The 26,559-nt window shown below is 70.8% G+C and carries 23 protein-coding genes; 15 read left to right on the plus strand and 8 right to left on the minus strand.

The genetic code is table 11. The annotated features are described in order from the left end of the window. Positions 1-75: 75 nt before the first annotated feature. Positions 76-1,431, minus strand: a complete 1,356-nt coding sequence (locus tag J5V16_RS02565) for a hypothetical protein (RefSeq protein WP_208494379.1) — start codon at positions 1,429-1,431, stop codon at positions 76-78. A 126-nt stretch (positions 1,432-1,557) separates the two neighbouring features. Here J5V16_RS02565 and uvrB point away from each other — a divergent pair, with 126 nt between their 5' ends. Beyond that, positions 1,558-3,618 carry an excinuclease ABC subunit UvrB gene (gene uvrB / locus J5V16_RS02570; RefSeq protein ID WP_307792849.1) on the plus strand — a complete coding sequence of 687 codons (2,061 nt, stop codon included), beginning with the start codon at positions 1,558-1,560 and terminating at the stop codon, positions 3,616-3,618. A 53-nt stretch (positions 3,619-3,671) separates the two neighbouring features. Here uvrB and J5V16_RS02575 read toward each other — a convergent pair whose 3' ends face one another. Then, the gene (locus tag J5V16_RS02575; protein WP_208494380.1) at positions 3,672-3,962 is read right to left on the minus strand and encodes an antibiotic biosynthesis monooxygenase family protein; all 291 of its coding nucleotides are present in this window, start codon (positions 3,960-3,962) and stop codon (positions 3,672-3,674) included. Positions 3,963-4,231: 269 nt separating this feature from the next. Between J5V16_RS02575 and J5V16_RS02580 the strand changes: the two genes are divergently transcribed. Continuing rightward, complete coding sequence (locus tag J5V16_RS02580) at positions 4,232-5,293, plus strand: TerC/Alx family metal homeostasis membrane protein (RefSeq protein WP_208494384.1); 1,062 nt, start codon at positions 4,232-4,234, stop codon at positions 5,291-5,293. A 73-nt stretch (positions 5,294-5,366) separates the two neighbouring features. Here the strand turns inward: J5V16_RS02580 and J5V16_RS02585 are convergent, their stop codons facing one another. After that, on the minus strand, positions 5,367-6,284 hold the full coding sequence (locus J5V16_RS02585) for a C40 family peptidase (protein ID WP_208494386.1): 918 nt from the start codon (positions 6,282-6,284) through the stop codon (positions 5,367-5,369). Positions 6,285-6,535: 251 nt separating this feature from the next. On the opposite strand from J5V16_RS02585, the gene bioB reads away from it, so the two are divergent. Beyond that, on the plus strand, positions 6,536-7,603 hold the full coding sequence (gene bioB / locus J5V16_RS02590) for a biotin synthase BioB (RefSeq protein WP_208494388.1): 1,068 nt from the start codon (positions 6,536-6,538) through the stop codon (positions 7,601-7,603). 193 nt (positions 7,604-7,796) lie between these two features. After that, positions 7,797-9,056 (plus strand): ABC transporter substrate-binding protein, encoded by a 1,260-nt coding sequence (locus J5V16_RS02595; RefSeq protein WP_208494390.1) that lies wholly within the window; start codon positions 7,797-7,799, stop codon positions 9,054-9,056. A gap of 4 nt (positions 9,057-9,060) precedes the next feature. Here the strand turns inward: J5V16_RS02595 and J5V16_RS02600 are convergent, their stop codons facing one another. Beyond that, complete coding sequence (locus J5V16_RS02600; RefSeq protein ID WP_208494392.1) at positions 9,061-10,083, minus strand: LacI family DNA-binding transcriptional regulator; 1,023 nt, start codon at positions 10,081-10,083, stop codon at positions 9,061-9,063. A gap of 267 nt (positions 10,084-10,350) precedes the next feature. On the opposite strand from J5V16_RS02600, the gene J5V16_RS02605 reads away from it, so the two are divergent. The 6 genes from J5V16_RS02605 (at position 10,351) to tyrS (ending at position 18,875) form a co-directional block, all read left to right on the plus strand. After that, complete coding sequence (locus J5V16_RS02605; RefSeq protein WP_208494394.1) at positions 10,351-12,675, plus strand: beta-glucosidase family protein; 2,325 nt, start codon at positions 10,351-10,353, stop codon at positions 12,673-12,675. Positions 12,676-12,757: 82 nt separating this feature from the next. Further along, a complete protein-coding gene (locus tag J5V16_RS25330) occupies positions 12,758-13,855 on the plus strand; it encodes a Gfo/Idh/MocA family protein (protein ID WP_208494396.1) in 1,098 nt (365 codons plus the stop codon). A 28-nt stretch (positions 13,856-13,883) separates the two neighbouring features. Beyond that, positions 13,884-14,795, plus strand: a complete 912-nt coding sequence (locus tag J5V16_RS02615) for a DUF6807 domain-containing protein (protein ID WP_208494398.1) — start codon at positions 13,884-13,886, stop codon at positions 14,793-14,795. A 2-nt stretch (positions 14,796-14,797) separates the two neighbouring features. Further along, positions 14,798-15,517: a cupin domain-containing protein gene (locus J5V16_RS02620; protein WP_208494400.1), complete on the plus strand. Its 720-nt coding sequence runs from the start codon at positions 14,798-14,800 to the stop codon at positions 15,515-15,517. A gap of 189 nt (positions 15,518-15,706) precedes the next feature. Then, a complete protein-coding gene (locus J5V16_RS02625) occupies positions 15,707-17,554 on the plus strand; it encodes an RNB domain-containing ribonuclease (RefSeq protein WP_208494402.1) in 1,848 nt (615 codons plus the stop codon). Between the two features lie 64 nt (positions 17,555-17,618). Then, complete coding sequence (gene tyrS, locus J5V16_RS02630) at positions 17,619-18,875, plus strand: tyrosine--tRNA ligase (RefSeq protein ID WP_208494404.1); 1,257 nt, start codon at positions 17,619-17,621, stop codon at positions 18,873-18,875. Here the strand turns inward: tyrS and J5V16_RS02635 are convergent. After that, the gene (locus tag J5V16_RS02635) at positions 18,865-20,190 is read right to left on the minus strand and encodes a hypothetical protein (RefSeq protein ID WP_208494406.1); all 1,326 of its coding nucleotides are present in this window, start codon (positions 20,188-20,190) and stop codon (positions 18,865-18,867) included. The genes tyrS and J5V16_RS02635 overlap by 11 nt on opposite strands. A 15-nt stretch (positions 20,191-20,205) precedes the next feature. Between J5V16_RS02635 and J5V16_RS02640 the strand changes: the two genes are divergently transcribed. Together J5V16_RS02640 and J5V16_RS02645 are read left to right on the plus strand one after the other, a co-directional pair. After that, the gene (locus J5V16_RS02640) at positions 20,206-21,204 is read left to right on the plus strand and encodes a hypothetical protein (RefSeq protein ID WP_208494408.1); all 999 of its coding nucleotides are present in this window, start codon (positions 20,206-20,208) and stop codon (positions 21,202-21,204) included. Beyond that, on the plus strand, positions 21,179-22,213 hold the full coding sequence (locus J5V16_RS02645) for an HAD-IIA family hydrolase (protein ID WP_208494410.1): 1,035 nt from the start codon (positions 21,179-21,181) through the stop codon (positions 22,211-22,213). Before J5V16_RS02640 ends, J5V16_RS02645 begins: the two co-directional genes overlap by 26 nt. Positions 22,214-22,308: 95 nt before the next feature. Here the strand turns inward: J5V16_RS02645 and J5V16_RS02650 are convergent, their stop codons facing one another. Further along, positions 22,309-22,656, minus strand: a complete 348-nt coding sequence (locus J5V16_RS02650) for an SCP2 sterol-binding domain-containing protein (RefSeq protein WP_208494412.1) — start codon at positions 22,654-22,656, stop codon at positions 22,309-22,311. A 212-nt stretch (positions 22,657-22,868) separates the two neighbouring features. Beyond that, positions 22,869-23,207: an SCP2 sterol-binding domain-containing protein gene (locus tag J5V16_RS02655; protein WP_208494414.1), complete on the minus strand. Its 339-nt coding sequence runs from the start codon at positions 23,205-23,207 to the stop codon at positions 22,869-22,871. Positions 23,208-23,406: 199 nt separating this feature from the next. On the opposite strand from J5V16_RS02655, the gene J5V16_RS02660 reads away from it, so the two are divergent. From J5V16_RS02660 to J5V16_RS02670, 3 genes are read left to right on the plus strand one after another with little or no spacing between them, the layout of a single operon-like run. After that, complete coding sequence (locus tag J5V16_RS02660) at positions 23,407-23,832, plus strand: phasin family protein (RefSeq protein WP_208494416.1); 426 nt, start codon at positions 23,407-23,409, stop codon at positions 23,830-23,832. Continuing rightward, positions 23,829-24,029 (plus strand): hypothetical protein, encoded by a 201-nt coding sequence (locus J5V16_RS02665; RefSeq protein ID WP_243900582.1) that lies wholly within the window; start codon positions 23,829-23,831, stop codon positions 24,027-24,029. The genes J5V16_RS02660 and J5V16_RS02665 overlap by 4 nt, the downstream gene beginning before the upstream one ends. A 30-nt stretch (positions 24,030-24,059) precedes the next feature. After that, complete coding sequence (locus J5V16_RS02670; protein WP_208494418.1) at positions 24,060-24,848, plus strand: TlyA family RNA methyltransferase; 789 nt, start codon at positions 24,060-24,062, stop codon at positions 24,846-24,848. Here J5V16_RS02670 and J5V16_RS02675 read toward each other — a convergent pair. After that, positions 24,845-26,440 (minus strand): GMC oxidoreductase, encoded by a 1,596-nt coding sequence (locus J5V16_RS02675; protein ID WP_208494420.1) that lies wholly within the window; start codon positions 26,438-26,440, stop codon positions 24,845-24,847. The two genes, J5V16_RS02670 and J5V16_RS02675, sit on opposite strands and share 4 nt — an antisense overlap. Between the last annotated feature and the right edge of the window lie 119 nt (positions 26,441-26,559).

A 26,559-nucleotide genomic window follows, 5' to 3' on the forward strand; every position in this document is an offset into this window, starting at 1 on the left:
TCCCCTCCTCTCCCCCCCCCCCCCGGGGGGGGGCCGGGCCGGCGCGCCGCCCCCCGCCCGCGTTCACTCGTCCGTTCAGCCGATGGCTTCGGCGAGCTCCCAAGGGATCTCGACCATCGGAAACTCCTCAGGGGACAATGCCGCGCTGGCGACCCCGAAGTACGACATCATCTCGACCTCGCTCAGCCGCTCGCCGCTCAGGTGGTAGCGGAACGCGGACTGACCGGGGTTCGCGGGCGCGTCTCCGGCGACGGGGAACTCCACCACGTCCACCGACTCACCCTCGATTTCGTCGGTGCGGAGCAGGACCGCCTGCTCCGCGATCGCATCGGCGTCGTCCGCGTCCTCGGCGGCCATCTCCAGGATGCGGAACACGAGCGATTCGACCGCGCCGAAGTGCTCCGCGGCGCCCTCGTCGCCCAGCGCGCGCGACTCCCAGCCGTCGGTCGGCAGCGTCTCGGGCAGCTCGTCGCCCTCCGCGGCACGGGTCGCGTACCCGCCGGGACGGGCCAGGAACAGCCGCTGCCCGCTCGCGTCCGTCAGGTGCAGGTACGCGGTCATGGTGCGCCAATCGATCTCGCCCCGGCCCGTGGTCACCTGCCCGTCGCCGGTGGGCACGGTCAGCTCGACCGCGGCGGTCTCCTCCCAGTTCTCCTCGCGCACGTGCGCGATGGTCTCGGCCAGGTCCTCGCTGACGGCGGTCGGCGCGATCGCGGGGCCCCCGAGGAGGTCGGTGGCCACGAGCCCGGTCGCGTCGAGTTCGACGTCGCGCAGGAAGTCCACGGCCGAGAGGCTCGCCTCGCCGGTGTTCACCTGGAAGCGGCGCAGGTCCCCGGCCTTGTCGAGCGAGTACAGGGCCTCGGGGCTCGCCGCGCCCTCCTGGCTGCTCTCCACCATGATGGGCGCGCGGAAGGAGTCGACCGGTTCGCCGTCGATGACCCCCTCCTCCCGCCATGTGGCCTTCTCGGCCAGTTCGGCCGGGTCGTCGGCCTGCGCGGACGTCAAGGTGAACAGCGACGACGCGAGGATGTCGATGGTCGTGTCCAAGGGCGTCACCGCGCCCGAGAGCATCTGCCTGGTGGTCCAGCCGTCCTCGGGGACGCGCAGCTCGCTGAAGGCCGCCTCGTCGTCCGCGCGGGTGGCGATGAGGCCCGGGATGGCCTGGACCAGCCGGTGCTCGCCTTCCGCGTCGGGCACGCGCGCGTACAGCAGCGGCACCTGCCAGTCGAGGTACCCGTCGGCGGTCACCGTCCCGCCGTCCGTGGGCACGCTGATGCGCACCGCGACGGGCTCGTCGCCGTGGTTGCGCTCGCGCATCCCGGCCAGCAGCGCGGCCTCCTGCTCGCTGACGGGCCGCTCGGCGTTCGACCGGCCCGGGCTGCACGAGACGGCGAACCACCCGGCGACGGCGATCGCGACGATGATGGCCATGACCCACATCAGGGCCGATTTCCAGGGAACTGCGGTAGTGGAGCTCACGCAGGGACCAACGAGTCGGACCGGGAAAAGTCACCGCCGAGCGCGAAGTGTGTCGTACCCCGGCGCTACGGTTGGGCCGTGGCATTCGATATTCCGCGCGCCGAGGGGCGCTTCGAGGTGGTCAGCGAGTACAAGCCTTCGGGCGACCAGCCGGCGGCCATCGCCGGGCTGGCCGAGCGCATCGAGCGCGGCGAACGGGACGTGGTCCTGCTGGGCGCGACCGGCACGGGCAAGTCGGCCACGTCCGCGTGGCTGATCGAGAAGCTGCAGCGCCCCGCGCTGGTCATGGCCCACAACAAGACGCTGGCCGCGCAGCTGGCGAAGGAGTTCCGCGAGCTCCTGCCGAACAACGCGGTCGAGTACTACGTCTCCTACTACGACTACTACCAGCCCGAGGCGTACGTCGCCCAGACGGACACGTACATCGAGAAGGACGCCTCGATCAACGAGGAGGTCGAGCGGCTGCGCCACCGCGCCACCTACTCGCTGCTGACCCGCCGCGACGTGGTCGTGGTCGCCACCGTCTCCGCGATCTACGGCCTCGCCACCCCCGCCGAGTACCTGGAGCAGGCCACCGAGGTCGCGGTCGGCCAGGAGTGGGACCGCGACAAGCTGCTGCGCCGCCTCGTCGACGTCCAGTACAGCCGCAACGACATCGCGTTCACCCGCGGTACCTTCCGGGTGCGAGGCGACACGATCGAGATCATCCCGGCGTACGAGGAGCTGGCGATCCGGATCGAGATGTTCGGCGACGAGATCGACCGGCTCTACTACCTCCACCCGATCACCGGCGACGTGATCCGCGAGGTCGACCGGGTGCTCATCTTCCCCGGCTCGCACTACGCCACCGGCAACGAGCGCATGGCCCGGGCGATCCGGGACATCGAGGTCGAACTCGAGGAGCGGCTGACGGAGCTGGAGTCCCAGGGCAAGCTCCTGGAGGCCCAGCGGCTGCGGATGCGCACCGTGTTCGACCTGGAGAACATGAAGCAGATCGGCACCTGCAACGGCATCGAGAACTACTCGCGGCACATCGACGGCCGCCCGGCCGGCACCCCGCCGCACACGCTGCTCGACTACTTCCCGTCGGACTTCATCACGATCCTCGACGAGTCGCACCAGACCGTGCCGCAGGTCGGAGCCATGTCCGAGGGCGACGCGTCGCGCAAGCGCAACCTCGTCGAGCACGGCTTCCGGCTCCCGAGCGCGCAGGACAACCGGCCGCTGCGCTTCGACGAGTTCCGCGAGCGCGTCGGCCAGACCGTCTACCTTTCGGCCACCCCGGGCAAGTGGGAGCTGGAGCAGACGAAGGGCCAGTTCGTGGAGCAGGTCATCCGCCCCACGGGCCTGGTCGACCCGCACGTGGAGGTGCGGCCGACCAAGGGCCAGATCGACGACCTCATGCACGAGATCAACGAGCGCGCCAAGCGCAACGAACGCGTGCTCGTCACCACGCTGACCAAGAAGATGGCCGAGGACCTCACCGACTACTTCATGGACAACGGCATCCGGGTGCGGTACCTGCACTCCGAGGTCGAGACGCTGCGCCGGGTCGAGCTGCTGGGGGAGCTGCGCCGCGGCGACTACGACGTGCTCGTCGGCATCAACCTCCTCCGCGAGGGCCTCGACCTGCCCGAGGTGTCGCTGGTGGCGATCCTCGACGCGGACAAGGAGGGGTTCCTGCGCTCGGCGACGTCGCTCATCCAGACGATCGGCCGCGCGGCCCGCAACGTCTCGGGCACGGTCCTGATGTACGCGGACAACCTGACGGACTCGATGAAGGCCGCCCTCGACGAGACCGACCGGCGCCGCGAGAAGCAGGTCGCCTACAACCTGGAGCACGGGATCGACCCGCAGCCGCTGCGCAAGCGCATCGGCGACATCATGGAGGACCTGTACGACTCGGCCGCCGAGACCGCGAAGATGGTCGAGGAGGACCCGTGGGCGACCCTCCCGAAAGGCAAGCGCGAGCAGGGCGCCGGCAAGGTCCGCTCCGAGATCCTCAAGCAGCTCGACGAACGCAACGAACAGATGCTCGCGGCCGCAAGGGAACTCCGCTTCGAACTCGCCGCCGCTTACCGCGACGAGATCGCCGATCTGAAGCGCGAACTCCGCGAAATCGACGAGGCCGGGGCTTAGAACGACGCGAACGGCTCGCGCCCGCAGGCGCGAGCCGTTCTGCTTCGCAGGGTCTAGTCGAGGTCGTTGAAGTGCTCGACGAGCGGGGGCTGGGAGAAGTACGGCCCGATGGCCTCGCGCCATTTCGGGAAGCGGTCGGTTTCACGGAAGCCCTGTTCGTGGGCCTCGACGGAGTCCCATTCGATGAGGAGCACGAACCGGGTCGGGGTTTCGACCCCCTGGGTCATCCGCATCGAGCGCAGGCCGGGGGAGGCCAGCACGAACTCGCGGGCGCCCCGGTAGGCGTCCTTGAAGGCCTGTTCCTGGCCGGGGGTGATCTTGATTTCGGCGACTTCGAGAACCATGAGCGGAGCTTTGCACAGCTCCAGCCCCACGGCCACCACTCGCTGTAGTGTCGAGAGTGAAGTCACAAATCTGACTGATGACAAGTCGGGTTCCGGCAGGCAGAATAGTCCCGTCTGTTCAGAATCAGGTATGTGGGGAGTATCCCGCAGCGCTCGCCGCTGTTAGCGTCGTCGTCAATGCACGGGACCGCGATCGGTCCCCGGTGGCGCTGGTCCGCCCGGACCGGGAGAGACCATGTGACCCTCCAGAAGGCAAGGAAGGCAACACATTGGACCTCCCCGCGTGGGCCTGGGCTCTCACGATGGCGGTGCTGGCGTCCGTGGTCGTACTCGACCTGGTGATGGCCGTTCGCAACCCCCACAAACTCTCGACAAAGGAATCCGCCTCCTGGGCCGGCGTTTACATCGGTGCGGCGCTGGTCTTCGGCGTCATCATGTTCGCGACGCAAGGCGCGACGTACGGCGGGCAGTTCTACGCCGGCTACCTGACCGAGCTGGCGCTCTCCGTCGACAACCTCTTCGTCTTCCTCCTCATCATCCAGGGCTTCCGGGTCCCGGCGGAGCTCCAGTCCCGTGTGCTGCTCGTGGGCATCGTGCTCTCGATCGTCCTGCGCGGCGGATTCATCGCGGTGGGCTCGGTGCTCATCGCGAAGTTCAGCTGGGTCTTCCTCATCTTCGGTGCGATCCTCATCTGGACCGCGATCGGGCAGCTGCGTGAGAACGCGCACGAAGGCGAAGAGGGCGAGGAGCACTACGAGCAGTCGCGCTTCATGAAGTTCGCCGAGTCGAAGCTGCGCGTCAGCGCCGACTACCACGGCAGCAAGCTGTTCGCGCGCATCGACGGCGTCAAGTTCGTGACGCCGCTGCTGCTGGCGATGATCGCGATCGGCTCGACGGACATCCTGTTCGCGCTCGACTCGATCCCGGCGATCTTCGGCCTCACCCAGGAGCCGTACCTGGTCTTCACGGCCACGATCTTCGCGCTCATGGGCCTGCGCCAGCTGTACTTCCTGCTGGCCGCGATGCTGAAGTCCCTGAAGTACCTGCACCTGGGCCTCGCGGCGATCCTCGGCTGGATCGGCGTCAAGCTGGTCATGAACGGCCTCGCCGAGAACCAGCTGCCGTTCATCAACGGCGGGCACCACATCGAGTGGATGCCGCACATCCCGACCACGATCTCGCTCGGCATCATCGCCGGCGTGCTGGCCGCGGTCGTGCTCGCCAACTGGATCCTGCTGCGCCGCCAGGGCAAGTCGTTCAAGGAGCTCTTCGCGGAGTCCGAGGCCGCCATGGGCGCCGGCGCCCCCGAGGTCGCCGTCGCCGAGAAGTAGGCGTCAGGAGTCCGCACGACCGCAAGCGAAACGGCCCGCCTCCCCGAAGGGAGGCGGGCCGTTTTCGCACGTTTCAGGCTTGGACGGGGAGGCGGCGGCAGGCGGTGATGCCGGCGAGCTCGGAGTCCTTGAGGGATTCGACCACGACCTTGCCGTAGACCGAGGACGAGAAGATGACCTCGGGCAGGTCCGACTGGCCGCGTTCGGCCATGATCGCCGGGGTCTTGGGGTCGCCGCCGTGCTCGAGGAACACGAGGTCGCCTGGGTGGAGGTCGTCGAAGTCGACGGCCTCGCCGGCCTTGATGAGCTCGTCGTTGAACCGCGGCACGTCGATCCCCAACTGGCGGTAGACGATCCACACGAGCCCGGGGGCGTCGATGCCGTAGGCGCTGACGCCGCCGTGGAGGTAGGGGATCTCCAGGAGCTGCTGCGCGAGCTTGACCGCGTCGAGGCCCGCCGAGATGAGGCCGCTCGAGGGAGGTTCGGCCAGCGCGCGGACGGTGACGGGCTCGCCGGCGAGGTCGCGCTGCGGCACCCAGCCGGGCTGGCGGGGGCCCGGGAGGCTCACGGGGACCCAACCGCGGTAGGGGGTGCCGACGACCCGCAGGCGGGTGCCGAGCGTGACGCCGGGGATGGCGACGTCGCCGCCGGGTTCGTCGCGCACGGCGGTCGCGGTGGCGCTCACGAAGTGCTCGACGCCGTCGGCGTCGCCTTCGGCGGGGTGCACGATCTGGTCGACAGGGACCCAGCCGGAGGTGCCCTGCTGCGTGCAGGTCACCTCGGCCCAGCCTTCGGCGACCTGGAGGACCTCGACGCGGGTGCCGAGGAGGCATTGGGTGCGCACGCGTCCTTTGAGGCCGTTGGCGCGGATGTCGTTGGTGAGCCGGGCGACCCATTCGCGGATGGCGGAGGGCGCGCCGAGCGCGAGCCTGTCCTCCGGTCCTGGGGCCGAGGGCTGGACCCAGAGGGTCGCGACTGCGACGGCGATCAACGCCGGTTGTCCAGGTGCGATCGGCACGGTTGGTTCTCTCCGGATGGCTCGAGCGGTTCGTCGTAGGGAACGCGAGCAGGGGGGATCTCCACCAGCCCGCCGCGTTCGTCGCAGCACCGACCACCCACTGTAGCAAGTGTATCCAGATCGCGACGCTGCGGTCTGAGGATGATGTCGGAGGTCGATTGCGCGCATTGGCCGCGAACCATGCGAAAGGTCCCGGGCGGGCATGCTGTGGCAAGATTTTTGCCATGACCGCAGTGCACGAAGCCCTCAGCCGCCTGTCCGCCGCCGCCGACGCGGGGGAGGCCCCTGCCGCCGCCGATCTCGAAGCGGTGCTGGCGAGCGCGGACGCCGAGCTCATGGACGTGGTCGCCGCGGCGGCGCGGCTCCGCTTCCGCCACTTCGGGAACACCGTGAAGCTCAACTACCTGGTGAACCTCAAGAGCGGGCTGTGCCCGGAGGACTGCAACTACTGCTCGCAGCGGCTGGGGTCGAAGGCCGACGTCCTGAAGTACACGTGGCTGAGCCCGGAGCAGGCCGCGGAGCAGGCGGCGGCCGGCGTCGCGGGCGGGGCGTCGCGGGTGTGCCTCGTGGCGAGCGGGCGCGGTCCGACCGATATGGACGTCGAGCGGGTGGGGAAGACCATCGCGGCGGTGAAGAACGCCGCGCCGGGGGTCGAGGTGTGCGCGTGCCTGGGCCTGCTGAAGGAGGGCCAGGCGGAGCGGCTGGCCGATCTGGGGGCGGACGCCTACAACCACAACCTGAACACGTCGGAGGACTCGTACGCGGAGATCTGCTCGACGCACACGTTCAATGACCGGGTGGACACGGTGAACGCGGCGCACGGCGCGGGCCTGTCGCCGTGCTCGGGGCTCATCGCGGGCATGGGGGAGTCGGATGCCGACCTCGTCTCGGTCGCGTTGGGGCTCAGGGGGCTCGAGGTGGACTCGATCCCGGTGAACTTCCTGCTGCCGTTCGAAGGCACGCCGCTGGCGGACACGTGGGAGCTGGACCCGCGCCGGTGCCTGCGCATCCTGGCGATGGTGCGCCTGGCGAACCCGGCCGCGGAGGTGCGGCTGGCGGCGGGCCGGGAGGTGCACCTGCGGCACATGCAGGGCGTGGCGCTGCAGATCGTGAACTCGATCTTCCTGGGGGACTACCTGACGAGCGAAGGCCAGGCCGCGAAGGACGACCTCGAGCTGATCGCCGACGCCGGGCTGGTGCCGCTGGGGCTGGAGTCGGCTCCGGAGGCGGTGCGCGAGGCGGTGCGGCCGCGCAAGCGCGGAGCGGGCACGGACGTCGCCCCGAACGCCTAGGGGCGGGCGCCCCAGCCGGGGTGGACGCTCTGAGGCGGATCGCGACGGCCCGGATCGGCGACGAACGACCTATTGGAGATCTGGCCGAACGCCGGACCCCAAAAATCGACGGAAACGCATACGATTTCGCTTCACGTGTTGCTTACTCGCCAGTAAGTGACCCATCGGTAGTGGAATTTCAGAGGTCATCGCCATGCGTTCTCCCGCAACAACTTCGGCGCTCGCGGCACTCGTCGCGGCGGCGTCGCTCGCTCTCGTGGCGTGCACCGAGCCGGAGGAGCCGGACACCCCCGGCGTCACCCCGACCACTGTGACGATCGGCACACACCAGCCGCTGACGGGACCCGCGGCGGCCGGATACGCGGCGATCTCGGCGGCCACCTCCGCCTACTTCGAGTACGTCAACGCCGGCGGCGGCGTCAACGGCCGCACCATCGAGTACCTCATCAAGGACGACGCCTACGACCCGACCGCCACCCAGCAGGCGGTCACCGAGCTCGTCGAGCAGGACGACGTGCTCGCCATCGTCAACGGCCTCGGCACCCCCACCCACTCCTCGGTGCTCGACTACGTCGACGACGAAGGCGTCCCCGACCTCTTCATCTCCTCGGGTTCGCGGGTGTGGAACCAGCCCGACCTCTACCCCAACACCTTCGGCTACAACGCCGAGTACGTCACCGAGGGCGCCGCGCTCGCCCAGTACGCCGTCGACCAGCGCCCGGACGCCGTGGTGTGCGTGCTCGGCCAGGACGACGAGTACGGCGAGGGCATCCTCGAGGGCGTCGAGATCGTCATCGACAGCAACGAGATCGCCCAGGTCCAGACCTACCTCTCCTGGGACGAGGACCTCACCGGCCAGCTCGCCACCATGAAGGCCGCCGGCTGCGAAGTGAACATCCTCGGCACCATCAACGGCTTCACCGCGATGGCGCTGGCGACGGCGGCGCAGATGGAGTGGTCGCCGGACTGGTACGTCTCGTCATCGGGCGCGGACTACCCGACGCTGCTCGAGTACCTGGGCGAGGCGGGCCCGGTGCTCCTGGAGGGCCTGGTGAGCGTCAACTACCTGCCGTTCAACGCCGACAGCGAGTGGAACGCGCTGTTCAGGGAGATCAACGACGAGTACAACGACGGGGCGCCGTTCACCGGCAACACCGTGTTCGGCATGAGCGTGGGCTACCTGTTCGCCGAGGCCCTGGCCGCCGCGGGCGACGAGCCGACCCGCGAGTCGCTCATCGCCGCGGTCGAGTCGGGGGAGCTGCTGGGCAACGGGATCGTGCCGCTGGGCTTCAGCGACTCGAACCACGCCGGGTACCAGACGGTCGGCATCGCCACCATCGAGGACGGCGTGCAGGACTACGAGGGCACCACGTACAACCTGAACGTGGGCGAGGTGACCGAGGTCGACGCCGCGCCGGTGCCGCTGGAGAACGGCGGCATCCCGCAGGGCTGACCTGTCAGGCCTTGAGCCGTGCCGTCGACTCGCGGACGACGAGCTCGGTGGCGAGCTCGAGGCGCGGGGAGTCGATGTCGTTGCCCGCGGCCATCTCCAGGACGGTGCGGGCGGCGACGGCGCCCATCTCGGCGAGGGGCTGGCGGATGGTCGTCAGGGGCGGGCTGGTCCAGCGCGACTCGGGCAGGTCGTCGAAGCCGATCACGCTGACCTGCTCGGGGATCCGCAGGCCGGCCTGGCGGATCGCCTCGTAGGCGCCGAAGGCCATCTGGTCGGAGGAGGCGAAGATCGCGGTGGGCGGCTGGGGGAGGCGCAGGAGCGCGGCGGCGGCGTCGAACCCGGACTGGTGGTAGAAGTCGCCGTCGTAGACCAGGGTCGGGTCGTACGCGATGCCGGCGGCGTCGAGCGCGGCGCGGTAGCCGTCGAATCGCGCGCGCGAGCACAGCACCTGCTTGGGGCCGTGGATGAAGCCGATGCGGCTGTGGCCCAAGGAGATCAGGTGCTCGGTGGCGGCGAGGCCGCCCGCCCAGTTGGTGGCGCCGATCGCGGGGGCGTCCATGGTGGGCCCGCCCGAGGGGTCGAGCACGACCATGGGGACGCCGAGGTGGCGCAGCTGCTCCAGGATCGGGGACGCGAGCTGGGAGACCACGAGGATCACGCCGTCGGAGGCGCGGGTGCGGAGGTTGTCGAGCCACTGCTCGGTGGAGGCCCGGCGGCGGTGGACAGCCGAGACGACGGTGCCGACGCCCGCCGCGTGCGCCGCGTCCTCGACGCCGCGGATGATCTCCACGGCCCAGGGGCTGTCGATCTCGTTGAAGACCAGGTCGACCAGGCGCGCGCGGCTGGGCGCGCGGGTGGAGCGGCGGCGCTGGTAGCCGCGCTCGTTCAGCAGCTCTTCGACGCGCTTGCGCGTCTCGGGGGCGACGTCCGAGCGGCCGTTGATGACGCGCGAGACCGTGGGCACGCTGACGCCGGCCTCGTCGGCGATGGCCCGGATCGTGACGCGTCCGTGTTCGTCTTCGCTCAAGGGTCCTCCTGGTCGTTCCTGCCCAACCGTAGTGCCGACATCTTATAGCGGCGTCTCTGGGCTCCCGGATTCCACCCGAAACTTTCGAGAACTTTACTCAAATCGAGGTCCTGGGCAAGCGCATCCCACGATCAGATCAACGCTGGAAGTACCCCGTCATCAATGTTATGGTGTGCAAACCTGTATCGAAAACGATCAGAAAAGTTTCAGAAACTATCGGCCCGGAACCAGCAGTTCCAGCGTTCCGGGCCGCTTGAGTGGAGCAGCATGGACACCGACACCCCCGTGGACGCGGCCGAACGCGCCGCCGGTCTGGTCAAGCGGATGACGCTCGAGGAGAAATGCGCGCAGCTGTACAGCCTCTGGCGCGGCGTCGACGCCGACGCGGGCGACATGGCCCCGCACCAGAGCGAGCAGACCGGCGCGGTCTCCGAGGACGAGGCCATCGCGCACGGGTTGGGCCAGCTGACCCGCCCCTTCGGCTCGGCCCCCGTGCCCCCCGCCGAAGGCGCCGCCAACCTCGCCTCCCTCCAGCGCCGCATCCAGGCCTCCAGCCGCTTCGGCATCGCCGCCCTCGCCCACGAGGAATGCCTCACCGGCTTCATGGCCCACGGCGCCACCATCTTCCCGACCGCCCTCGCCTGGGGCGCGACCTTCGACCCCGAGCTCGTCGGCGCGATGGCCCAGCAGATCGGCGTCACGATGCGCAGCGTCGGCGTCCACCAGGGCCTCGCCCCCGTCCTAGACGTCGTCGCCGACTCGCGCTGGGGCCGCACCGAGGAGACCATGGGCGAGGACCCCTACCTCACCGGCACCCTCGCCACCGCGTACGTCGCGGGCCTGCAGGACTCGGGGATCATCGCCACGCTGAAGCACTTCGCCGGCTACTCCGCCTCGCACGCCGCCCGCAACTTCGGCCCGGTCTACGTCGGCCCCCGCCAGTTCGCCGAGACCTACCTGACCCCGTTCGAGATGGCCGTGCGCATCGGCCGCGCCGGCTCCGTGATGCCCTCCTACGCCGCCAACGACGGCGTCGCCTCCCACGCCAACCCCGAACTGCTGCAGCGCATCCTGCGCGACGAGTGGGGCTTCGACGGCACCGTCGTCTCCGACTACTTCGGCGTCAACTTCCTCAACTCCCTCCACGGCGTCGCCGCCGACAAGGCCGAGGCGGCCGCCCTCGGCCTCGCCGGCGGCGTGGACGTGGAACTCCCCGGCGTCGACTGCTACGGCGCGCCCCTGCGGGCCGCCGTCGCCGCCGGCCGCGTCGACGAGAGCGTCGTCGACCGCGCCGTCGAGCGCGTCCTCACCCAGAAGATCCAGCTCGGCCTGCTCGAGGAGCTTCCGGAACCCGCCGCCGAGATCGACCTCGACCCGCCGCACGCCCGCGCGCTGGCCGCCGAGGTCGCCCGCAAGTCGATCGTGCTCCTCGCCAACGACGGCACCCTGCCGCTGGAATCCGCGCCCGGGCGGATCGCGCTCGTCGGCCCGGTCGCCGACGACAAGGCCGTCATGCTCGGCTGCTACGCCTTCCCGAACCACCACGGCCGCAACGACGCCGCCGAGATCGACTCGAACGACCCCTACCCGCACGTGGACATGGGCGTCGCGATCGCCACCGTCGCCGAACGCCTCGCCGCCGACCTCCCGGGCACCGTGATCGAGCACCTCGCCGCGGGCACCGTCCTCGACGCGAGCGACACCGAGATCGCCGCGGCCGCGAACGCCGCCGCCGCGGCCGACCTCGCCATCGTCGCCGTCGGCGACCGCTCCGGGCTCTTCGGCCGCGGCACCTCCGGCGAAGGCTGCGACGTGCCGACCCACGCGCTGCCGGGCCGCCAGCCCGAACTGCTCGAAGCCGTGCTCGACTCGGGCACGCCGACCGTGGTCGTCGTGATCTCCGGCCGCCCGTACGCCCTCGGCACGGCCCCCGACCGCGCCGCCGCGATCGTGCAGGCGTTCCTGCCCGGCCAGGAGGGCGCGGGCGCGATCACCGCGGTGCTCACCGGCGCGGCCGAGCCCGAGGGCCGCCTGCCCGCGGGCGTCCCGGCCCGCCCGGACTCCCCGCCCGCCACCTACCTCGCCCCCGAACTGGCCCGCCGCTCCTCGGTCTCCTCGGTCGACCCCACGGCCCGCTACGTCTTCGGCCACGGCCTCTCCTACACCGAGTTCGAGTGGGACGAGGCGCGACTCGTCTCCGGCCCCGAGGTCGCCCCCGACGGCGTCGTCGAGGTCGCGGTCGCCGTGCGCAACACCGGTGCTCGCCACGGCACCGAGGTCGTGCAGCTCTACCTCCACGACCCGGTCGCCTCCGCCGTCCGGCCCGTGCAGCGCCTCGTCGGCTTCGCCCGGCTCGACCTGGCCCCCGGCGAGGCCCGCGAGGCCCGCTTCGCGATGCCCGTCGACCTCGCCGCGTTCGTGGGCGTCGACGGCGAGTGGACCGTCGAGGCCGGGGCGCTCGAACTGCGCGTCGCCCGCTCGGCGGCGGACACCGTGGCCGCGCTCGGCGTCGAGGTCACCGGCACGCGCCGCCTCGAACCGGGGACGCGCGCGCTGGCGACCGGCGTCACTACCGCGGCTGTCGTCGGCTGAGGCCGTCGGATAGTATGAAAACCGACGCCGGAAAACGCTTACAGACCACGTTCAACCGATACCTGTGACGAAGGAGTCCACTGTGTCCTCCCCCTACCGCCTCGCCGTGGTCGGCACCGGCGGCATCGCCCATCTGCACGCGGAGCAGCTGCGCGACCACTGCCAGGGCCGGATCGAACTGGTCGCGGCCGTCGACCCCGACACCGAGCGGCTCGACGCGTTCAAGGAGAAGTTCGGCGTTGAGCGCGGCTACGCCTCGATCGAGGAGCTGCTCGCCGCCGAAACCCTCGACCTCGTCGACCTCTGCACCCCGCCGGTGGCCCACGCGCCCGGCGCCATCGCGGCCCTCGAGGCCGGTGTCGGCGTCGTCTGCGAGAAGCCCCCGGCCCTCAGCCTCGCCGAGTTCGACCGGATCGCGGCCGCCGCGTCCGCCTCCACCGCCGACTTCGCGCTCATCTCCCAGCACCGCTTCGGCTCCGGCGCCGACCGCGTGCGCGCCATGACCGCCTCCGGCGTCCTCGGCCGCCTCGCCGTCGCCAAGTGCGACACCCTCTGGTACCGCCCCGAGGAGTACTTCGCGGTCGAATGGCGCGGCCGCTGGGAGACCGAGGGCGGCGGCCCCACCATGGGCCACGGCATCCACCAGATCGACACCCTCCTGTCGATGGTCGGCCCCTGGTCGGAGGTGGTCGCCACCGCGCACCGCCACCGCCGCATCACCAACACCGAGGACGTCTCGCACGCGATCGTCACCCTCGAGTCCGGTGCGTCCGTGGTCATCACGAACTCGCTGCTCTCCCCGCGCGAAGTCTCGCAGATCCGGCTCGACTTCGACAACGCCACCGTCGAACTCGACCACCTCTACGGCTACGGCGACGACAACTGGAGCGTCCACCCCATCGACGCGGCCGCCGACGAGGTCAACCGCGCCTGGGCGGGCGAGCCGCGCGGCAAGTCCTCCGGCCACTACGCCCAGTTCCTGCGCATCGCCGACGCCCTCGACGGCAAGACCGCCCCGCCGGTCACCGTCGAAGACGCCCGCCGCACCCTCGAACTGCTCGCCGCGATCTACGCCTCCGCTTTCACCGGCAAGCGCGTCCGCGCCGGCGAGATCGACCCGACCTCGCCGTTCTACCAGCGCATGGACGGCTCCGGCGCGCCCTGGCCCGACCGCAAGTGACTCCTGGACCCGAGAAGAGAGAACACCGATGACGCTGCAACTGAACGACTCCGGCACCGCGCTCTCGATCACCAAGGGCGACTTGGAGATCCTGCGGTACGTGTACCGCCCCGACAACGCGCAGTTCGAGTCGCCCCGGCCGTACTTCGAGCCGCTGTTCGACCTCGCCGGGAACCAGGTGAGCCTCTACCGCCCGCACGACCACGTGTGGCACAAGGGCATCGCCCTCTCGATCCCGAACGCCGGGCCGGAGAACTTCTGGGGCGGGGCCACGTTCCGCCGCGGCAAGGGCTACGTGGACGAGAAGAACGACGGCACCATGGCGCACAAGGAGTTCACGGAGCTCGTCGCCGACGAGGACGGCGTGCGCGTCGCCGAGACCCTCGACTGGATCACCCAGGACGGGCGCCACTTCTTCTCCGAGACGCGCGCCTTCGCCGTCACCGTCCTCTCAGACGACCAGTGGGTGCTCTCCTTCTCGACCGCGTTCACTAACGACACGCAGGACACGGTCGTCATGGGCAGCCCGACCACCGAGGGCCGCGAGAACGCCGGCTACGGCGGCTTCTTCTGGCGCGGACCGCGCTCCTTCACCGAGGGCGCCGTCTACACCGCCGCGGGCGAGGGCGGCGACGAGAAGATGGGCGAGCGCGGCGATTGGCTGGCCTTCCGCGGCAAGCACGACTCGGTCGACGCCGCCTCGACGCTGGTCTTCACCGACCACCCCGAGAACCCGACCGCGCCCGTCAAGTGGTTCGTCCGCACGACGCCGTTCGCCGCGGTCTGCCCGGCGCCGTTCTTCGACACCGAGCTGCCGATGGCGCCCGGCGACTCCGTGACCCTGCGGCACGCCGTGGCGATCTGCAACGGCGACACCGGGATCGACGGGGCCGCGAAGATCGCCGAACTGGCCGCCGCCGAACTGGCCCGGCTGGGGTAGCGGTGGGCGGCTTCCCGGGCGGTACGGCCGTCTCCCTCGTCACGGTCTACGACTGGCCCACTGTAGATGGCCAGGCGGGCGGCAGCCCGCACCTGCATACGGCGTCCACCGAGGGATATGTGGTCACCGGCGGCACCGGGGCGGTCGAGACCCTCTCGGGGAACGGCTACGAGCGACACGACCTCGCGCGCGGCAGCGTCCTGTGGTTCACGCCCGGGACGGTCCACCGCCTCATCAACGGCTCGGGCGACCTCCAGCTCGTGGTGGTCATGCAGAACGCCGGCATCCCCGAGGCCGGGGACGCCGTGTTCACATTCCCCGAAGCGGTCCTGGCCGACCCAGAGGCGTACCTCGCCGCCGCGACGGCCCCGGCCGCGCCCGACCTCACCGAGGCCGAGCGCGGCGAGGCCACCAGGGCACGCCGGGACCTCGCCGTCGACGGCTACCTCGTCCTGCGCGAACGCGTCGAAGCCGAAGGCCCGGCGGCCATGAAACCGCTGTGGGACAGCGCGGCCCGCCTCGTCTCCTCCCGCACCGAGACCTGGCGGCGGCTCTGGGCCGACGGGCCCAAGGCCCAGGCCGACGCGACCGGCGCCCACCTGGACGCCCTCGCGAAGGCCGACCCGGCCCACCTGTGCGACGCCCACGTCGCCGACGCCGGGGACCCGGCCGCGAAGTGGGGGATGTGCGGGCGGCTGGAGACCTGGGAGCTGCGTCCCTGACCCTAGACGGAGGGACCGGGCGTGCGCGGCGCCCGGTCCCTCCGCTGCCGCACGCGGCTCCGATCCGATGCTCGCCTCCGGTACACCGTGCGGTCGGCCTTTGCCGGTCACGCGGGCGTGCCCGTAACGTTTCCCGGTACGGGAAGCGTTACGCGATACGATGAGCGCCGGAAAAATCGAGGAGCGCAGTTGGCCGACCACAACCCCGCCGAGACCGGGATCATGATCGACGCCGCGACCACCGTCGACCGCGACGACGCCATCTGGATCGAGCCCGACGGCGACGGCTTCGCCGTCTGGATCCACATCGCCCGCGTCGCCGACCACGTCACGACCGGCGGAAGCGCTGACATCGAGGCCCACCGCCGCGTCCACACGCGCTACCGGCCCGAGCAGACCAAGCACATGCTACCCGCGCCCGTCGTGGAGGCCGCCTCCCTCGAACCCGGCCGCGAGAACGACACTTTCGCCGTCCACCTGCGACTCGACGCTGCCGGGAACCTCCTTGCCGCCGACCTCGGCCCCGGCCGGCTCACCAAGTCCTGGATCCTCACCCACGCCGAGGCCGCCGACGCCGCGAACGACCCCGCGCACCCTCTCCACGGCACGCTCGCGCTCGCCCTGCGCTTCGCCCAGACGATGCTGGCCGCGCGCCGCAGCGCGGGAGCGCTCGCGTTCTACGACCTGCTCTCGGGATTCGCGACCAATGAGGAGGGCCAGCTCGTCCGGCTCGACAGCGCCGAGCGCAACTCCGGGTACGTGATCGTGCAGGAGTTCATGATCGCCGCGAACGCCCAGATCGCGGCCTGGGCGGTCCGCGAGGACCTGCCGATCCTGTTCCGCAACCACCGCCTCGCCGCCGTCGCAGGGGACCCCGCCGAACTGCGCGCTGAACTCGAGTCGATCGCCGCCACCGGGGACGGGACCGCGTTCGAGATGCTGCGCACCCGGATGCGCATGGTCGCCCGCGCTGCCACGTACGGCCCGACGGTGCACGGCCACCACGGCCTCCAGCTCCCCGCGTACACGCACGCGACGAGCCCGATCCGCCGCTACCCCGACCTCGTCGTCCAGCGCATCCTGCTCGCGGCCGCGCTCGGCCGCCCGAGCCCTTACCCGATCGAGGAGCTCGAGGCGGTCGCCGCCCACGTCAACGAACGCGTGGAGGAGGAGCGGCGCGCGAAGGCCGAGTACTTCAAGCAGAAGGCGCACGAGCAGACCGCGCGGCACGCCGAGTCCGCCGACTTCGCGGCCCTGCCCTACAAGCAGTTCGCGCGCGTGCTCCAGTTCGCCGTCGAGCGCGGCGAGATGCCGCCCGGACTGGCCGAGGACACGACGCGGCGATTCGACGCCCGCGAACTGCAGCTGCGCGAGTTCGCGTCGGTGTACCTCTACGGGCGCGGCGGGTTCGAGCCGCTGCGCGAGCGCATGAACCGGCTGCTGGCCGACGAGCCGCAGCAGGCCCAGTCGATCGTGAACGTCTACCTGCAGGACCGCCTCGGCGGGCCGGTGAGCAACGAGACCAACGTGCTGTGGACCGTGGAGGATGCCCCCGGGTTCGAGGGCCCGCTGTTCTCCGCGCAGGTCTCGATCCGCTACGACGGCGAGCAGGTCGATTCTCCGAAGCGTTTGCAGCGCAACAAGAAGGAAGCCCGCAACCAGGCCGCGCTGGCGCTGGTGGCGACGCTCGCGGGGCTGCCCGACCTGTCGTCCGACGCCACTGCGAAGCCGCGCGTCGACGGCCCGAAGAAGGTCCTCGTCGACGCCGGGGTCAATCCGGCCGAGGCGGTCCAGATCTACGCCGCCCGCGGCGTGGTGAGGCCCCTGACGTGGGATTTCTCGGTCGACGGTCCCTCGCACGAGCGGACCTTCACGTGCCGCGCGGAGGGCCGGCTGCCCGCCTCCGACGAGCGGATCGCCGCCGAGGGCAAGGGGCCGACGAAGCAGGTCGCGAAGACGAATGCGGCCCTTGAGCTGCGGGTCCTGATCGAGGTGGCGCTCGCGCTGGGGGAGACGGGGCGGCGCGCGGACGCCTGACGGCGCGGTCACGCCCCGGCTCGGAGCGCGAAAAGCGTTTCGGCCGCTAGGGCACAATGGGGTCGTGCATATTCTCGACGATCTCGCATGGCGCGGCCTCATCCAGGATTCGACCGGTATCGACGCTCTCCGCGAGCACATCGACGCGGGCCAGGTGACGTTCTATATCGGTTTCGACCCGACGGCGCCGAGCCTGCACGTCGGCCACCTCATGCAGCTGGTCACCGCGCGCCGCCTGCAGCAGGCCGGTTTGAAGCCGCTGCTGCTCGTGGGCGGCGCGACCGGCCAGATCGGGGACCCCCGCGAGGTCGGCGAGCGCGTCATGAACCCGCCGGAGGTCGTGGCCGGCTGGGTGGAGAAGATCCGCGCGCAGGTGTCGCCGTTCGTCACCTACGACGGCGAGAACGGCGCGATCCTGGTCAACAACCTGGACTGGACGAGCGAGATGGGCGTCGTGGAGTTCCTCCGCGATGTCGGCAAGCACTTCCCGGTCTCGAAGATGCTCGCCCGCGACGTGGTGAAGAGCCGCTTGGAGTCGGGCATCTCGTTCACGGAGTTCTCGTACCAGTTGCTGCAGTCGAACGACTTCTTCGAGCTCAACCGCCGCCACGGCTGCACCCTCCAGTTCGGAGGGTCGGACCAGTGGGGGAACATCACCGCCGGGGTCGACTTCATCCGCCGCCGCTCAGGCGAGCACGTCCACGCGTTCGTGAGCCCGCTCGTGACCAAGGCCGACGGCACCAAGTTTGGCAAGAGCGAGGGCGGCGCGGTCTGGCTCGACGCGGAGCTGACGAGCCCGTACGCGTTCTACCAGTTCTGGGTGAACACCGGCGACGCCGACGTGGTCCGGTACCTGAAGTCGTTCTCGCTCAAGTCGCACGAGGAGCTCGAGGAGCTGGAACGGGCCACTGCCGAGAAGCCCGCCGCGCGCCTCGCGCAGAAGGCGCTCGCGGAGGAGCTGACCACGCTGCTGCACGGCGCGGAGGAGACCGCGCACGTGGTGGCCGCGTCGCAGGCGCTGTTCGGCCGCGGCGAGCTCGCCGACCTGCCCGAGGCGACGCTGCGCGCGGCGCTCGTCGAGGCCGGTCTGGCCGAGTTCACGAAGCCGGATGTCACGGTCGCCGAGGCGATGAAGGAGTCCGGTGTGGTCGCGAGCCTGGGCGAGGCCCGCCGCGCCGCGAAGGAGGGCGGGGCCTACCTGAACAACGTCCGCGTGAGTGATCCTGCGGCCGTTATCGACCCGTCTGACCTGCTTCACGGACGGTACGGAGTGATCCGGCGCGGTAAGAGGACCGTCGCCGGGTTCGAGGTCATCGGCTGAGGCATACACTTGGTTGGTTTTGTCGCGGTGAATAGAGGGGGAGAATCGAGTGGCTGAAGACGGCCGCGCCCGCAAGGGTGGAGATGACCGGCGAGGCGGCTACGGCCGTCGCGAGGGCGGCGGCTACGGCGACCGTTCGGGCCGCGGCGGCTACGGCCGCCAGGAAGGCCGAGGGGACAGCCGGGGCGGCTACGGCCGCAGCGAAGGCCGCGACGACCGCCCGCGTCGTTACGAGGACCGGGACGACCGTCCCCGCCGTGACGGCGACAGCCGCGGCGGGTACAACCGCGACGACCGCGGCCCGCGCCGCGACGACGACCGCCGTGGCGGGTACAACCGCGACGACCGCGGCCCCCGTCGCTTCGAGGGCAACCGTGACGACCGTCCCCGCCGGGACGGCGACAACCGCGGCGGCGGCTTCCGGGACAACCGGGGCGGTGGCGGATACAACCGCGACGACCGCGGCCCGCGCCGTTTCGAGGGCAGCCGGGACGACCGTCCCCGCCGGGACGGCGACAACCGCGGCGGTGGCTTTAACCGTGACAACCGCGGTGGCGGCTTCAACCGCGACGATCGCGGCCGTGGCGGGTTCAATCGCGATGACCGCGGTCCGCGTCGTGATGACGACCGCCGTGGCGGGTACAACCGCGACGACCGCGGTCCCCGTCGCTTCGAGGGCAGCCGGGACGACCGTCCGCGTCGCGATGGCGACAACCGCGGCGGTGGCTTTAACCGTGACAACCGTGGTGGCGGCTTCAACCGCGACGATCGCGGCCGTGGCGGGTTCAATCGCGATGACCGCGGTCCGCGTCGTGATGACGACCGCCGTGGCGGGTACAACCGCGACGACCGCGGTCCCCGTCGCTTCGAAGGCAACCGCGACGACCGCGGCCGTGGCGGCTTCAACCGTGACGACCGCGGCCCGCGCCGCGACGGCGACAACCGTGGCGGGTACAACCGCGACGACCGCCCGCGCCGTTTCGAAGGCGACCGGGACGACCGTCCGCGCCGCTTCGAGAGCCGCGACGACCGGCCCCGCCGCGACGACGACCGGCCGCGCCGGTTCGAGAACCGCGAGGGCCAGGGTCCGCGCCGGTTCGAGGGCGACGACCGCGGCCCGCGCAGCGAGGGCCGCCCCCGCCGCTTCGAGAACCGCGAGGGCCAGGGCCCGCGCAAGTTCGACCGCGACGACCGGCCCCGCCGGGACGACCGTCCGCGCCGCGACGACCGGGGCGACGACCGCTTCGGCCGCGATGGCAGAGAGCGCCGCGGCAAGGACAACCTGCGTCCGCTCGAGGAGCGCGAGGCCGGCCACGAGGGCCCGATCCGCATGGGCGAGTCCGACCAGGCCCCCGACCTCCCCGAAGGCGTCGAGTACGGCTACGACCAGCTCGACAAGGAGACCAAGGCCGGGCTGCGCAGCCTGAACAAGCAGCTCGCCGAGGCCGTCGGCAACCGGCTCATCGCCGCCGCCGCGCTCCTCGCCGAGGACGACGTCGAAGGCGCGCTCGAGCAGGCCCGCTACGCCCGCCGCAAGGCCTCCCGCGTGGCCGTGGTCCGCGAGGTCACCGGTGTGGCCGCGTACGGCGCCGAGGAGTGGCAGCTGGCCGTCAACGAGCTGCGCGCCGCGCAGCGCCTGGGCGGCACCCACGACCACGTCGCGCTCATCGCCGACTGCGAACGCGCCCTCGGGCACCCCGAGCGCGCGATCGACCTCTACCGCGAGTTCGGCAACGACGAGAGCGTCGACCCCGAGGTGCGGGTCGAACTGCTCATCGTCGCCTCCGGCGCCCGCCGCGACATGGGCATGGGCGAGGCCGCGACCGCGATGCTGAAGGTCGGCGCGCTCAACTCGCCGAAGACCGAGCCGTGGGTCGCCCGCCTCCGCTACGCCTACGCCGAGGGCCTGCTGGCCGACGGCCGCGAAGACGAAGCCCGCGAATGGCTCTCGAAGGCGGTCGCCGCCGACGAGACCGGCGAGACGGGCGCCGCCGAGCGCCTGCTCGAGCTCGAGGGCATCGTCGTCGAGGAGTACGACGAGGACGACGAGTTCGAAGACGACGACTACGAGGACGACGAAGACGACCTCGAAGACGACGACGAAGAGGACGAGGACGACGACCTCGCCGAGGACGACCTCGACGACGAGGACGACGACTACGAGGACGACGACGACTTCGACGACGATGAAGACGCCGACGAAGACGACGACGACTTCGAGGACGAAGAAGCGGCGCCCGAGGCCCCCGTCAAGGACGACGTGAAGGCGGACGGCAGGCCGACCCCCGACGCTGAGGAGTCCGATGACCCGACTGAAAGGCGCGCCTGAGGCACTGGCCGGCGCTTACGACCAAGCGCTGCTCGACCTCGACGGCGTCGTCTACCTGCTCAGTCAGCCGATCCCGGAAGCGGCCGCGACCCTCGCGGCCCTTCCGGGCCTCGACTGCGACCCGGTGTTCGTCACCAACAACGCCTCCCGCAGCCCGCGGGTCGTCGCCGAAGCCCTGCGCGGCATGGACATCCCCGCCGAGGAGTCCCAGGTCCTCACCTCCGCGCAAGTGGTGGCCGAGATCCTGCGCGACCGCCTCGGCGAGGGCGCCCGCATCCTCGTGACCGGTTCGGAGGCGCTGCGCGCCGCCGTCGAGTCCCAGGGCCTCACCGCCGTCACGGACCCCAAAGCGGCCCAAGGCATCGGCTACGGCATGATCCCGACCCTCACCTGGCGGGACCTCGCCGACCTGACCATCGCGGCCCGCAACGGCGCGATGTGGGTGGCGACGAACCTCGACGCCACCCTGCCCACACCGGACGGTCCGCTGCCCGGCACGGGCGCGCTGGCCGGGGCCATCGCCACGGCGCTCGGGCGCGGACCCGACGTCGTCGCCGGGAAGCCCGAGCCGGGGATCTACCGCTCCGCGCTGGCGCGCAAGCCGGGCGCGCGGGCCGTCATGGTCGGCGACCGGCCGGACTCGGACATCGAGGGCGCCAACCGGGCCGGGATCGACTCGCTGCTGGTCTTCACCGGCGTCGTCACGCCGCGCCAGGCGCTGGCGCTGCCGCCCGAGCAGCGGCCGACGTACCTCGGCTGGAGCCTCGCGGCCCTGACCGAGCCGCACCCCGAGCCCGATTGGAACGAAGAGGTCGACCGCATCATGTGCGGCGGCTGGACGGCCGTGTTGCAGGGCAAGGAGATCCGCCTCAGCGGGCAGGGCGCCGAACTGGACGCCTGGCGCGCGCTGTGCGAGTTGAGCTGGGCCGCAGCCGATATGACCGGCTACGACCCGGCGGTGGCACCGATCCCGGTCGGCGAGGCGGCTGAGAAGCTGCTGGCGTCGTAACGCGGACAAGCGAGAAGCCCGGACTGCCGCAGTCCGGGCTTCGTTTTCGTTGCGGTGCCGTGCCGTTGCGGCGCAGCGCCTCAGGTCGCGGGGTCTTAGTCGACCTTGAGGGCCTTGCGCAGCTTGGCGAGGTCCTTCACCGAGGCCTTGATCTTGATCTTGCCGGTCAGGAGGGCCTTGGCGGGCTTGAGCTCCTTCTTGGACAGGGCGATCAGGTCGTCAGAGCTGATGATGATGCGAACCTCGGCGTCGGGGGCGTCGCCGTCGAGCAGGTCGGTCAGCTTGTTGCCCGAGAGCTTGGCGCTGAAGGCCTGGTTCAGGTCGGTGATCTCCACAGCCAAGGTGCGCTCGAAGTCTTCCTCGAGGTCGAGCTCGTCCGACTTCCGGGCGACCTTGCCCGCCATCTTCTCCAGCACATTGCGGCATTCGTCAACAGTGGCCATAACGGTCCTCCCGGTTTGGTTCTTGAGCTCGAAGCGCTCGACTGCCGAGAGATTACAACGTGGCCCGAATGCCGTTGCGTCCGACCGGGACGCATTTGCCCCGCGGACCGGGGAGGGCGCGGGACGGACCTCACGGTCCGCGCCCGCGCACCCTACGTGATCCGCATTGTGCAAGCGCCCCAATGTGAACCGAAGGCGCGGGCAGCCAGGACCTACAGGACGCCGCGGAGCTTCATGAGGTCCATCATGTTCGCCTTGATCTTGACTTGGCCCCCGGTGAAGGCCTTCATGAAGTCGAGCTCCCCGGCGACGAGCTTGAGCAGGTCGTCCGAGGCGACGATCATGCGAATCTCCGCGTCGGGGTTGTCGCCGTCGGTGATGCCGGTCAGCTTGCCCTGGTCGAACTTGCCGTTGAAGGACACCGAGAGGTCGGTGATGTCGGCGGCGAGCGAGCGCTGGAAGCCCTGGAGCTTCCGCACCGACTTGGGGTTCGAGGCGAGGTTGTCCGCGAACTGCTCGAGTGCGGTCCGGCATTCGTCGATGGTGGCCATGGGCCCTCCTGATTTCGATCGGCGCGGGCGCGGCGGTGCGCCCCCTCAGAATGTTACCGGCCAGTACGGCCATGCGGGCATGGCCGTGGACCGGTAGCTTGGCAGTACCGTTGACGCCAGAGCCAGACTACGGCTCGCGAGCCGCACGGAGGCGGGGACGCCAGCCCCGCCCGCACCAGCAGAAGGGAGTGGGACCGTCATGACGGACTCCGCCCGCGCCTACTTCGACTCCTTCCTCGGCATGGCCGGCGGACCCGGCCGCCGCGCCCGCGACTTCGCCGGCAAGGTCCGCGAGGACCTGCGCACCGGCTCCGAGCAGGTACGCGAGCACGGCACCCGCACCGCCGCCGACGTCGGCCGCCTCCTCCGCGCCGAGCTCGACGCCGGCCTCACGCGCCTCGGCGTCGCCACCCAGGCCGACCTGGACGACCTCAACCTCCGCCTCGAGCACTCCGAGGAGCAGATCCGCGACCTCCGCATCCGACTCGCCGAAGCCGAGGCCCGCGCGAACGCCGCGTCGGCGAAACTCGCGCAGCAGGCGGAGCCCCGCCCTGCCGAGACGCCATCGCCCGCCCCCGCCGCGACCATGGAGCCGATCGACGACGAGGAAGACGAGGACGCATGACCGACATGCCGAGCCCGGGGGCCCTGGCCGGCCGCCTCAAGCCCGCGGCCGACACGGACGACGTCGAGATGGAGGTCGAGGAGGCCCTGGGCCGCCTCGAGGCCCTCCCCGACCTGCCGGTCACCGAGCACGTGCAGGTCTTCGAAGGCGTCCAGCAGCGCCTCTCCGAGATCCTCAGCAACGTCGACGACGCCTAAGAACCAGTTAGAGAGCACCGAACCCGCGCCATGCCGACGCGCTACCGACTCGACGCCGAACTCGTGCGCCGCAAGATCGCCCGCTCCCGCGAGCACGCCCGCGAACTCATCGCGGCCGGCCGCATCCACCTGCGGGGCATCCCCGCCACGAAACCCGCCACGAGCGTCACCGGCGACGACTCCATCCGCCTCGTCGGCGACGCCGACGACTACGTCTCCCGCGGCGCCCACAAGCTCATCGGCGCCCTCGACGCGTTCGGCGTCGACCCGAAGGGCCTGCGCGTCCTCGACGCCGGGGCCTCCACCGGCGGCTTCACCGACGTCCTGCTGCGCCGCGGCGCGGCCGAGGTCCTCGCCGTCGACGTCGGCTACGGACAGCTCGCCTGGAAGCTCCAGACCGACGAGCGCGTCGTCGTCCACGACCGCACCAACGTCCGTCACCTCACCCCCGAGCAGCTCGGCGGGCAGGTGGACCTCACCGTCGGCGACCTCTCCTTCATCTCGCTCGAACTCGTCCTGCCCGCGCTCGCGGCCTGCACGAAACCGGGCGGCATGATGCTGCCGATGGTCAAGCCGCAGTTCGAGGTCGGCAAGGGCCAGGTCGGCGCGGGCGGGGTCGTCGGCGACCCGGCCCAGCGCGCCGCCGCCGTGTGGGGCGTCATCGAGAAGGCCGGACAGCTCGGCTGGACCACCACCGCGGTGGCCGCGAGCCCGCTGCCCGGCCCGAAGGGGAACGTGGAGTTCTTCTGCCGCATGGTCACCGAAGGCGAACCGATCCACCGCGCCGGGGTGGACGCGGCCTGCGGCGTTCCCGCCTAAGCGAAGTCGGCGGCGAGGATCGCCTCCAGGTTCCGCTCCGCGAGCGCCGTGATCGTCACGAGCGGGTTGACGCCGATCGACCCGGGGATGAGCGAGGAGTCGGTCGCATATAGCCGCTCGTAGCCGTTGAGGCGCCCGTACGCGTCGGTGGCCTCGCCGAGGACGCAGCCGCCCAGCGGGTGGTAGCAGAAGTCGTCCGCGAAGGCCCGGTCGTCGCCGAACAGGTCGTACCGGTACGAGGTGCCGTGCTTCTTGTTGATGCGGTCGAACATGGACTTCGCGGCGGCGACGCCCGGCTGCGCCTGCTCGAGCCGCCAGTCGAGCACGGCCTTGTCGGTCGCGGCGTCGTACGTGAAGCGGCCGCGCTCGGGGTTGTCGGTGATGGCGAGGTAGAGGCTGATCCACGTCTCGATCCCGGCCGGGAGCGGCGCGAGCTCGGCGAAGACGCGCGCGTCGGGGTTGTCCCAGTCGTCGATGCCCATGACCGGGATGGTGGACTGCTTGAGGCCGGTGGGGCTCCACAGGTGGTTCGCCCTGGCGGTCATGACGTTCCCGTTCGGCCCCCAGCCCGATCCGACCGCCTCGTCGAGGTCGGGGAGGGCGCCGGTCTCGCGGGCGCGCAGGAGCAGTTCGGTGGTGCCGAGGCTGCCCGCGCCGAGGAAGAGGTGGCGGCAGGTGATGCGCTTGGTCTCGATGACCTCGTTGGCGTCGTCGCGGTGGTCGACCGTGAGGACGTAGTCGCCGTTCGCGTCGATCGCGATGGACCGCACCTCGTGGCGGGCGGCGATGGTGACGTTGCCGGTGGCGAGCGCGGAAGCGAGGTAGGTCTTGTCGAGGCTCATCTTGCCGGCGTTGTTGCCGTAGATGACCTCGCCGCCGAGCGCGGACTTGGGGGCGGTCCCGGCGGCCTCGCGCTCCATGTACTCGAAGTCGTAGACGTCCGGGACGAACACGGTCTTGAGCCCGGCCGCCTCGGCCTGCGCGGCGGCGACGCGGCTGAACCGGTAGTACTCGGTTTTTTCGTAGAACGCGGGGTCGATGGTGTTGACCTGGAGTTCGGCCAGCGCGAGCGGGAAGTAGCGGTCGTACATGGCGGCCGCGTCGACGCCGGGGAGCACTGCTTCGAAGTAGTCGCGGCGGGGGACGACGGCCATGCCGCCGTTGACGAGCGACCCGCCGCCGACGCCGCGTCCGACGTAGACGGACATGTCGTCGTAGTTGACGCGGTCGAGGACGCCCGGGTAAGGATCGATGTCCCGGTTGACGACGTCGAGCCACAGCAGGGTCGAGAGCGGCGCTTCGGTGCGGCGCTTGAACCACATGCTGCGCTCGTCGGGGGCGGTCATGGTGCAGAAGACCTTGCCGTCCTCGCCGGGCTCGTTCCATAGCCGGCCCATCTCGAGGACGGTCGTCTGGACGCCGGCCTCGCCGAGGCGCAGTGCCGAGACGGCGGCGCCGTAGCCGGAGCCGATGGCGACGGCGGGAACGTGCGCGCCGTTCGCGGCGGCGGCGCGGGGGCCGACGGTGGCGAGCCCGGCCGCGGCGGCGGCGGTGAGGGCCGAGTAGCCCAGGAGTTGTCTGCGGGTGGTCACGGGGTCTCCTCTGGTTTCCGGTGGTGTTGGAGAGACATTGTGCCGCAACGGATCACATTGGAGCGGTCTTCAGAGCGGGTTGCCGCCCAAGGGAAGCCGGGTGCAGGGCTTTCACGCCG

Source organism: Glycomyces niveus, assembly GCF_017592475.1.
Classification (GTDB): domain Bacteria; phylum Actinomycetota; class Actinomycetes; order Mycobacteriales; family Micromonosporaceae; genus Glycomyces; species Glycomyces niveus.